The sequence below is a fragment of the Nocardia sp. NPDC003345 genome (assembly GCF_053589395.1).
This window is the reverse complement of record NZ_JBSFRU010000044.1, coordinates 20,513-29,239: the sequence shown is the minus strand read 5'-3', so window position 1 is coordinate 29,239 and position 8,727 is coordinate 20,513. Positions and strand designations below refer to the sequence as shown.

Annotated in this window: 8 protein-coding genes; 3 read left to right on the top strand and 5 right to left on the bottom strand. The window is 71.4% G+C overall.

The annotated features are described in order from the left end of the window. Positions 1-257 precede the first annotated feature (257 nt). Both ACWDU1_RS08195 and ACWDU1_RS08190 read right to left on the bottom strand, forming a co-directional pair. On the bottom strand, positions 258-1,205 hold the full coding sequence (locus ACWDU1_RS08195; protein ID WP_449996680.1) for an FAD-dependent oxidoreductase: 948 nt from the start codon (positions 1,203-1,205) through the stop codon (positions 258-260). A 10-nt stretch (positions 1,206-1,215) separates the two neighbouring features. Further along, positions 1,216-1,566, bottom strand: a complete 351-nt coding sequence (locus tag ACWDU1_RS08190) for an NAD(P)-binding protein (RefSeq protein ID WP_449996678.1) — start codon at positions 1,564-1,566, stop codon at positions 1,216-1,218. A 23-nt stretch (positions 1,567-1,589) separates the two neighbouring features. On the opposite strand from ACWDU1_RS08190, the gene ACWDU1_RS08185 reads away from it, so the two are divergent. After that, positions 1,590-2,681, top strand: coding sequence for a helix-turn-helix transcriptional regulator (locus ACWDU1_RS08185; RefSeq protein ID WP_449996676.1), 1,092 nt, complete (start codon positions 1,590-1,592; stop codon positions 2,679-2,681). On the opposite strand, the gene ACWDU1_RS08180 is transcribed toward ACWDU1_RS08185, so the two are convergent. Together ACWDU1_RS08180 and ACWDU1_RS08175 are read right to left on the bottom strand one after the other, a co-directional pair. Further along, a complete protein-coding gene (locus tag ACWDU1_RS08180) occupies positions 2,655-4,865 on the bottom strand; it encodes a hypothetical protein (protein WP_449996674.1) in 2,211 nt (736 codons plus the stop codon). The two genes, ACWDU1_RS08185 and ACWDU1_RS08180, sit on opposite strands and share 27 nt — an antisense overlap. Before the next feature lie 315 nt (positions 4,866-5,180). Further along, positions 5,181-5,537, bottom strand: coding sequence for an SPW repeat protein (locus ACWDU1_RS08175; protein ID WP_449996672.1), 357 nt, complete (start codon positions 5,535-5,537; stop codon positions 5,181-5,183). A gap of 222 nt (positions 5,538-5,759) precedes the next feature. On the opposite strand from ACWDU1_RS08175, the gene ACWDU1_RS08170 reads away from it, so the two are divergent. Both ACWDU1_RS08170 and ACWDU1_RS08165 read left to right on the top strand, forming a co-directional pair. After that, entirely contained in the window at positions 5,760-6,959 is a 1,200-nt protein-coding gene (locus ACWDU1_RS08170; RefSeq protein ID WP_449996670.1) for an NAD(P)/FAD-dependent oxidoreductase, read from the top strand. A gap of 9 nt (positions 6,960-6,968) precedes the next feature. Further along, complete coding sequence (locus ACWDU1_RS08165; protein ID WP_449996668.1) at positions 6,969-7,742, top strand: glutamate racemase; 774 nt, start codon at positions 6,969-6,971, stop codon at positions 7,740-7,742. Here the strand turns inward: ACWDU1_RS08165 and ACWDU1_RS08160 are convergent. Beyond that, positions 7,733-8,638 (bottom strand): LysR family transcriptional regulator, encoded by a 906-nt coding sequence (locus ACWDU1_RS08160; protein WP_449996666.1) that lies wholly within the window; start codon positions 8,636-8,638, stop codon positions 7,733-7,735. The genes ACWDU1_RS08165 and ACWDU1_RS08160 overlap by 10 nt on opposite strands. Between the last annotated feature and the right edge of the window lie 89 nt (positions 8,639-8,727).

Below are 8,727 nucleotides of genomic sequence, written 5' to 3'. Positions count from 1 at the left end.
CACCGTCGGCGCCGGTCGCGTCACGAAGATCATCAAGTGATTCGCTGAATCGCTGAAAACGGCGCCGCTCCGGAAGGGGCGGCGCCGTTTTCGTTTCAGGACGCAGGCTCGTGCCGGTCAGGTGGCCGGATCCCGGAGACTCCAACGCGACTCCCACCGGCGGGGCCCGTGTACGCTGCCGGGTCGTCCCGGAGGTTCCGCCCGGACCGATCGATCCGATTCCGCCGGGGTGACCGGCCGGCAACCGGCTTCCAGGGTCATCGGCCGGGCCGGAGCCGGGCGGCGGCGGCCAGTGCTGGAAGTGCCGCGGTGGTGAGGGCGGCGCCGAGCGGAGTATCGGTGGCGCGTATCCAGCGCACGGTTCTCATGGCCTGCGTGAGGACTTCGCTGCCACGTATCCGCATTTCCGCCTCGAATCCGCTGACGGCCACCGCGAGGGTGGTTGTTCCCGCGGCAGCCGCGCGTAGGTGGGTTACCAGGCTTGCGGCATCGCGGATGGCGGCACCGGCTCCCATACCGGCGGTGGGCGGTGTGGCGTGGACGGCGTCGCCCAAGGCGGTGATCGGGCCGGCGGGCCAGGGCGCGAGATCCGCGGGCCGTGATGAGGCGGCGTTGAAGCGGAAGGCTGCGATACTGCCGGGGTCGGCCAGGGCGAGGACTTCCAGCGTGCGTTCGCTCCATCCGCGCCCGCGGAATTCGGTCAGGAGCGCGGATCGCAGTGCCGTGCCCCGCATACCGCGCATCGACTCGGCCGCGGTGGCGTCGGGGAGCATGGCGCCCCAGATGTAGGTGGGACCGGTGGTCACCGCCTCGCGCCGGGTGGGGGCGTCGAGTACGGCGTTGCCCACCGGGTCGAGGTAACCGATGTAGAGCGCCGCGCCGCGCGGGCCGATGGCCATTCCGGAACGTGGACCGAGCCGCCGTCGCTCGGCCGCGCCGAGATCGGCGGCGGCCGTCCGGCCCGAGAAACCGACGATACCGGTGGGTTCGCTGGTGGGACGGCCGGCGAGGTGGCGGGCAACGAGTGAATGGGTGCCGTCCGCGCCCACCAGCAGATCGCCCTCCTGCCTGGATCCGTCGGCGAACAGCGCCACCGGGCCGCCCTGCTCGGTGCGGCCGATACCGGTGACTGTGCGGCCCAGCACGAGGTCGGCGCCGGCGGCGTCGGCCAGAATCGTCCGCAGAGTGATGCGGTCGATATCCACGCTCGGGCTGTCACCGAGGTCGGCCGTGGCCCAGCAGTCGGCCGCGCCGGTCCCAGAGTGCGTCGGCGGGTCGCAGTCGCAGCGCGGACGCCGCCCGTAGCAGTCGTTCGACGATCTCCGGTGCGACCAGTTCCCGCAGGGCCGATTGAGCGCGGCCGTCGAGCGTGATGTGGTAGCCGGCGGTGTCGGTGACCTGGTGATCGCGGTCGAAGACCGTAACGTCGAACTCGTGCCGCCGCAGCCCGGCGGCCAGGGCCAGGCCGCCGATTCCACCTCCGACGATGATGATGCGCATAGGGCTCGCTCCCAGGATTCGATACCGGATATTTCCGGAGGCGAGAATGCCAGCGGTAGTGGACATCGAATGTCCACTACCGTGGCCCGGTGGCCGCTACCTCTCGGCGCGCACTGCGCCTGCTGTCGCTGCTCGCCACCGGGCGCCGGTGGACCCTCGCCGAACTCGCCGCTCGCCTCGACGTCGGTGAGCGAACGGTCCGGCGGGATATCGAAACGCTGCGCCTGCTCGACTATCCCGTCCTGACGATGCACGGTCCGGCGGGCGGCTACCGGCTGGGAGCGGGCCACAGACTGCCGCCGCTGCTGTTCGACGACGAGCAGGCCGTCGCGGTCGCGGTCGCCCTGCAAACCGCCCCGAATACCGTTTTCGGCCTCGGCGAGGACGCCGCACGGGCCCTGGACACCCTCGAACAGGTCATGCCCGCGCGACTACGGGCGTCCGTGGCGGCGCTGCGGCTCACCAGATTGCCGAACTACTGGGAGTTCCCGGGCCCGCCGATCGACGCGACTGCTCTGCGGATCGCGGGAAGCGCGGTGCGCCGCTGTCAGGTGCTCGGCGCCGAAATACTCGGTGCCGACGGCACCCGCCCGGCGCCCGGCTCGGCCGGATTCGCCCCGCCCCGCCGTATCGAACCCCACCACCTGGTGGTCTGGGCGAGCCGCTGGTACCTGGTCGGCTACGACCACGCGGACGCCGACTGGCGGGTCCACCGTCTCGACCGCCTGCACCTGCACCCGCCCACGGGAATTCCGTTCACCCCCCGGGACCTGCCCGGTGGCGATATCGCCCGCTTCGTCATGACCAGCCACGACCGTGGTGACACTCTCGCCTCCTGGGAGTGCACCGGAAGTGCGCGACTGGACCTCGCGGCCGCCACGGTCGCGCGGTGGGCGCCCGGCGGATCGGTTGTCGAGCACCTCGATTCGGACCACTGCCGGCTCACGGTCGGCGCGTGGTCGTGGGCCGGCGTCGCCGGGCTGCTCGCCACCTTCGACGCCGAACTCACCGAAGTACAGCCCCGGAACTGGTGGACGCGTGCCGTCGTCTGGTGCGGTGATGGCAGACCGTGGCCGGCGACGGCGAAACGCCGGGTACGCAGCGGTGATCGCCGGGGCGAAGGCCCCGCCGCGTACGAACTCGCAGGCGCCGGATCAGGATTCGCGCGCGGCCTGGAGTAAGGCGTTGGCGAATTTCACCATCTGGGCCGGGCCGCCATACCACGCGGAGATCGCGGAGAGGAGGGCGGCGCGGGCCTCGCGGGCGGTGCGGGCGACCTCGTCGGCCGACAATTCGTCGGTCTCGGCCTTGCCGGCCAGGACTTCGAGGTCATCGCTCGCGGTGAGCAAGCGCATGATGAGGTGGATATCGATATCGGCGCCTTCCTCGGGGCGGCCGTGCCGCGATGTGGTGTCGGCCGGCGGCCCGATTTCCGGCCCCTCCGCGCGGGCCGGCCCGGACAGCGCGGCGATCGACGGCAGTACCGGTCGAGGTGCCTCCGCCGGTTCCGGCTCCGGGGGCACCGATGTGGCGGCCGACGCCTCGGCGGCCTCACGGGCACGCCGGGAGCGGCGGGTTTCCAGCGGCGGGCGTGCGTCACTGTCGGATTCGGTGGTTTCCGCGGCGGTATCGGCAGTGGTGTCGGCCGAATCCGGGACCAGTGACAGCGCCGACGCCGCACCGCGGCGAGGGGCCGGCAGTTCGGGCGCCCCGGGTTCGGAGCCGGTGTCCGTGGCGCCACTGTGACGGGAGGGCGCGGGCTCGTGGCCGGATTCCAGAATACGCGTCAGGATTTCGGATACCGGCGAACCCGAGTCGTCGGCATCGGCGCCGTGGGCCGGCTCCGGTTCGAGCAGGCGGTCGAGGATGGGGGTGCCGTCCGGTGGGGCCAGGCGGGGCGGGGCGGCCGCTTCCGCGGGCTCCTCGCCGGAACCGGGCGCGCCGGCTTCCGTGCCTGTCGCCGGTAACCCCTGGGGCTGCGAATCCGGGGTGCCGGACGAATCGTCGAGAGCGGGTTTGTAGCGTCCGGCCGAACGTGGCAACCGGCGCGCGGGCAACTGGTCCGGTGTGCCGTCGGAATCGGTGCTCCGGGTGGGGAGGCCGGTATCGGATTCGGCGGTGGTGAGGGTGTCGCGGGGACCGGTGGCGGCCGCGCTTTCGTCGGTGGCGGGGGCGTGGCGGGCCGCGGAGCGGGGCAGCCGCCGCGCTGGTGTGGCCGATTGTTCGCCGGTGGCCGGGGCAGCGGCGTCCGGGGTGCGCGAGGTACGGGTGGGTAGCGCGTGCGGAGGCTGCTCGGCGGCGAGGTCGCTCGGCAGGCCGGGCAGCGGATACGGGTCGGCGGCCTCGGATTCGGTGAGCTCCAGAGCAGGCCGGTCGGACGGCCCCGGCGCCGGGAGCTCGGAGAGTGCCGGCGCGGAGCGTTCGGGGAGTCCGGACGACCGGCGTTCGGGAAGTCCCGGAGCGCGGCGTTCGGGGAGCCCGGAGGCCGGGAGTTCGGAGTGCGCGGAAGTCCCGGTCTCCGGGTGCTCGGGTGCGTGCTGGTCTTCGAATGGATTGAATCCGGCCGACTCGCCGGTATCGGCGAGGTCGAGTTTGCGGCGGCGACCACCGGTTTCCAGCGAATTGGGCACCGCTTCTTCGCCGATAGAGCTGAGCCAGCTCGGCAGCGAACCGGTGTCCTCGGCCGAGCCCGCGAACGAATCGGCCTCGGCCGGTTCGGGGTAGCCGCCGGGCACGGCCGGGTACGGCCCCGGAAGCTGACCGGCCGGAGGTGTGCCCGGCCCGGCCCCGGCGGGGACGGTGGTATCGGTGGTATGCGCGGGGTACGGGGTTCCGGGCGCGGGAATCCGGGACGAGGACGAGAGCGCCGGTGCGTCCGGCTGCGAGATTCGCGGCATGGCCGCGGGATCGGCGTGCGCGGCGTGGTTCGATCCGCTGCCGCGGCGGGTCGGCAGCGCGGTGGTCTCGGCGGCGCCGGTCGAGTCCTCTTCGGGCGGGGTGGAGAAAGAGGGAGAGTCGGGTGGCGGGACAGGGTATCGGGAATCGATGTCCTGGCCAACGGAAGTCATCACCTGGCCGGGCGCGTCCCCGATGACACCGGAGGTGTTCCAGGCCGCGAATGGGTCCATGGCCGCGGAACCGCTGGTGTTCTGGGCCGGTGTGGACAAAGGCGCGGGGGTCCACGTGTAACCGTGATCCGGAACGGAATCGGATCGGTTCGTGGCGCCGTTCGAACCATTCGCCGAATCGAACCCGTCGGATCCGAAGCCCGCGAAGCCCCTCGACTCGGAGTCCCACTGCCCGCGCCCGTACTCCTCCTGCGGGGCGCGGCGTTCGTCTCCGAGGCTGGCATTTTCGGCATCCATGTGCCCATTCTTACCTCCCGGGGCGGTTTTCGTTCTAGTGTGCGAAGCTTGCCGCCACTGCTCGAGAGGTCGAGGGTGATCAGGATTACACCGGCGCCCGGATCGCCGTTGCGGTCCGAGGTTCTCCGCCGGTCACCGGCCGCGGATCGCTGACGTGCCCGGACGCTGTGCCGCCCGGTCACCGGCCCGGACCGGCCGCGCGCCTCGGGGCCGCGCCCGGCCGGAATCCGTGCCCCTTACTTATTTCCCGGTGGTGTCGATGGCACATATGTGCCCTCCGCCGGTGTCCGCGGCGGTAGGCGATACGGCCCCGCGTCAGTGGTGCTGGGCCGTGCCGTGCATACGTCCGGCCACCGCGGGCAGTGCCGCCACCGCGATGACCACGGTGACGATCCCGACCACCCACGAGGTCCACGACGCGCCGTTGTAGGCGGTGTAGTCCATAACCCACGGCGCGAGGAACAGCAACGCGCCGAACAGGGCCATGGCGTAGTCGGTGGCCGCCATAGCGGGCCGGTACATCTGAGCTAGCCCGGTGAGCGCGATGAGCACGCCGAGCACGATCATCGTCCAGGCCGCCCGCTCGTTGGTCGCCACCCAGATCGGGGAGAGTGCGGTGAAGACGCCGAGCACTACGGCCAGGAAGTCCTGGGTCCGGCTTTCGGTGAACATAGTGCCTCCTGAAGCTGGCGGAACAGGTCCCGGGTAGGGGCCTGACCTCGGTATATCGCTGCTCGGGCGGTGGGTCGATATCGCGACGGACACGATTGCGCGGCGAATCGGTGCCCGGTCGAGCGGCTTCCCCCGCCGGGATGGGCAAGTTAGGGTGGGCTACACAAATTTCTATAACCTGTTTCAGGCGCGGCACGCGGGGGCCGCGGGAGGGAGTTCGGTATGACCGCGCCGATCGTGATCGTTGGTGCCGGCCTGGCCGGGCTGCGCACCGCCGAGGAGTTGCGCCGCGCCGGGTACGAGGGTGAACTCGTGTTGCTCGGCGACGAGGCGCATCCGCCCTACGACCGGCCGCCGCTGTCCAAGGATTTCGTGCGCGGAACCACCACCGCGACCCCGCTGCGCCCCGGCGACTTCTACGACGACAAGAAGATCGACCTCCGGCCCGGCACCGCGGCCACCGGTGTGGACACCGCGGCCAAACAGGTGCGGCTGGCCGACGGCAGCACCCTGGACTACGACCAGCTGGTCATCGCCACTGGTCTGCGGGCGCGGCTGCTGCCGGGCGCCGAGGACGTCACCGGCGTACATGTGCTGCGCAGCCACGACGACGCCGTGGCGATCCGGGAGGGTATGCGCTCGGCCGAACGGGCCCTGATCATCGGCGCCGGCTTCATCGGCTGCGAACTGGCCGCGAGCCTGCGTGCGGAGGGCCTGGCGGTCACCCTGGTGGAACCGCAGCAGACCCCGCTGGCGGGGGTGCTGGGCACCGAACTCGGGGAACTGGTGGCCCGCCTGCACCGGGCGGAGGGTGTGGACCTGCGCTGCGGGGTCGGGGTGAACGAACTGCTGTCCGATCCCGCGGGCCGGGTTCGCGGTGCGAGGCTGGCCGACGGTTCGGAGATCGCGGCGGATCTGGTGGTCTCCGGGATCGGCTCCCGCCCGGTCACCGATTGGCTGGCGGGTTCCGGGATCGAACTGGCCGAACCCTCGGCCGGGGGCGGTGTCTTCGCCGACGAGACCGGGCGCACCAGCGCCCCGGGGGTCTGGGCGGTCGGCGATGTGGCGGCCTGGCGGACCCCGACCGGCGAGCATCGCCGGATCGAACATTGGACCAATGCCGGTGAACAGGCAAAGCTGCTGACCTGCGCGCTGCTGGGCGTCGCGGCGCCGGGTATCGCCCAGGTCCCGTACTTCTGGAGTGATCAGTACGAGCTGAAACTGCAGGCCCTGGGCACCCCGCGCGCCACCGACGATATCCGCGTCCTCGCCGACGACGGCCGTAAATTCCTCGCGTACTACTTCCGCGAGGGCCGGCTGGCCGGGGTGGTCGGCGCGGGGATGACCGGTCAGGTGATGAAGATGCGCGCCAAGATCGCCGCGGCCGCCCCGGTGGAGGAGTTGCTCGGCGCCACTCAATAACCTGGTGGGGTGATCGTCGCGCTCATCGACTCCGGTTTCGGGCTGCTGCCCACCGCGGCGTGGCTGCGCAAGCTGCGTCCCGATGTGGATCTGCTGCTGCAATTGGACCCCGAGGGCGCGCCGTGGGGTCCCAAACCGCAGGAGTGGGTGGTCGATCGGGTGGTCTCGGCCGGCCGGACCGCTCGCGACCTGGGTGCGGAGGTGGTGGTGCTGCCGTGCAACACCGCCAGCGTGACCGCGCTGGAGCACGTCCGGGCCGATCTCGGCGCCGAGATCCCGGTGGTGGGTACGGTTCCGGCGATCAAACCGGCCGCGGCGGTCTGCCGGTCGGTCGCGGTCTGGGCGACCGCGGCGACCACCGCCAGTCCGTATCAGGCGGATCTGATCGCCCGTTTCGGCGGTGACGCGAAGGTGACCGGGGTGGCCTGCCACGGGCTGGCCGAGGCGGTGGATCTCGGCGATATGGCCGCGGTGCGGGCCTCGGTGGCCGACGCCGCTTCTCGCACGCCCGCGGATGTCGAAGGGGTGGTGCTGGGGTGTACGCACTATCCGCTGATAGTCGACAGTATCGTCGCCGCGCTGCCCGACGGTGTCCGCCTGTTCGACAGTGCCCAGGCCGTCGCGGCGCAGACCGTTCGCCGGATGGAGGCCCTGGGCGGCCCGGCCACCGGTGACGGGACCGTGCGGGTCTATCTGAGCGGCCGTCCCGGCGTTCTCCCGCCCGGTGCCGCCGCCTACGAACCCGGGCGCGTCCTCGGTGCCGAGGGGGGACGTCAGGGGTGATTCGCGCCGCCCGGCCCTTCCCCGCCGACCGCGCCGATGATGGCCTCGGTGACGGCTCCGACGATGCCGCGGGCAACGGGCTGCCGCACGATCCAGGTCTGCATGGTGATGGGCGGATCGGTCAGCCGCCGCCAGCGCCAGCCGGGTAGCAGCCGTCCGGCGGTGGTCCGGCTGAGGATGGCGCCCTCCGCGCCGGTGGCCCGCAGGCATGCCCGGGCGTTCTCGGTGTAGTTCGCGAAATGCCAGCGCGGGGCGATACCGGCCTCGTGCGCGGCCGAGACCAGCCGGTCGTGGCCGATCGGAACCTGGTCGCGCGCGTGCGCGAGGACGTCCATTCCGTCGAGGGCGCGTAGTGGGCAGGTGTCGCCGGGGAACCTGTCGTCGGCCCGTGGATCGACGACAACGCCGAACGGCTCCTCCAGAACCCGGTGCCGGACGAGATCCGCGGTCGGTGGCTCATGCACGAATGCGATATCCAGCCGTCCGGCGCGCAGTTGCCGGAGTTGTACCGTACTGATCGCGTCGGTCAGCGCCAAGTAGGCCTGGGGGACCGCCTCGCGCACGGAATCGATCAGCTGGTCGAGCCAGTCCGGTGGTAGTCCGGGGGCCAGGCCGACCTGGACGATCTCGCGCACCGGACCCGCGTCCCGGGCGGCGTCCTTGGCGGTGTCGGCGTACCGGAGCAGGGTCAGTACATGCTGGTACAGGGCCGTTCCGGCGGGAGTCGGAACGACTCCGGCCGGGACCCGTTCGAAAAGCGTTACGCCGCATTCGCGTTCGAGCTGCTGTAGCCGGCGGGTGAGCGCCGGCTGGGAGACCAGCAGCGCCTTCGCGGCCGAGGACAGTGATCCGCGATCGAAGACCTCGACGAAATATCGCAGTTGCTGCAGCTCCATCGCCGCCCCCGATCCTTCGTCTCGAACCCTCATGCCATAACTTCAGAACATACCCGGGCCATTCAAGCGGCATTGGATCACCGACGGTT

Excerpts from the sequence above, each read along its gene's own strand:
- ACWDU1_RS08190 (WP_449996678.1), bottom strand. The coding sequence starts at position 1,566 with ATGTCCACTACCGCTGGCATTCTCGCCTCCGGAAATATCCGGTATCGA.
- ACWDU1_RS08180 (WP_449996674.1), bottom strand. The coding sequence starts at position 4,865 with ATGGATGCCGAAAATGCCAGCCTCGGAGACGAACGCCGCGCCCCGCAG.
- ACWDU1_RS08175 (WP_449996672.1), bottom strand. The coding sequence starts at position 5,537 with ATGTTCACCGAAAGCCGGACCCAGGACTTCCTGGCCGTAGTGCTCGGC.
- ACWDU1_RS08170 (WP_449996670.1), top strand. The coding sequence starts at position 5,760 with ATGACCGCGCCGATCGTGATCGTTGGTGCCGGCCTGGCCGGGCTGCGC.
- ACWDU1_RS08160 (WP_449996666.1), bottom strand. The coding sequence starts at position 8,638 with ATGGAGCTGCAGCAACTGCGATATTTCGTCGAGGTCTTCGATCGCGGA.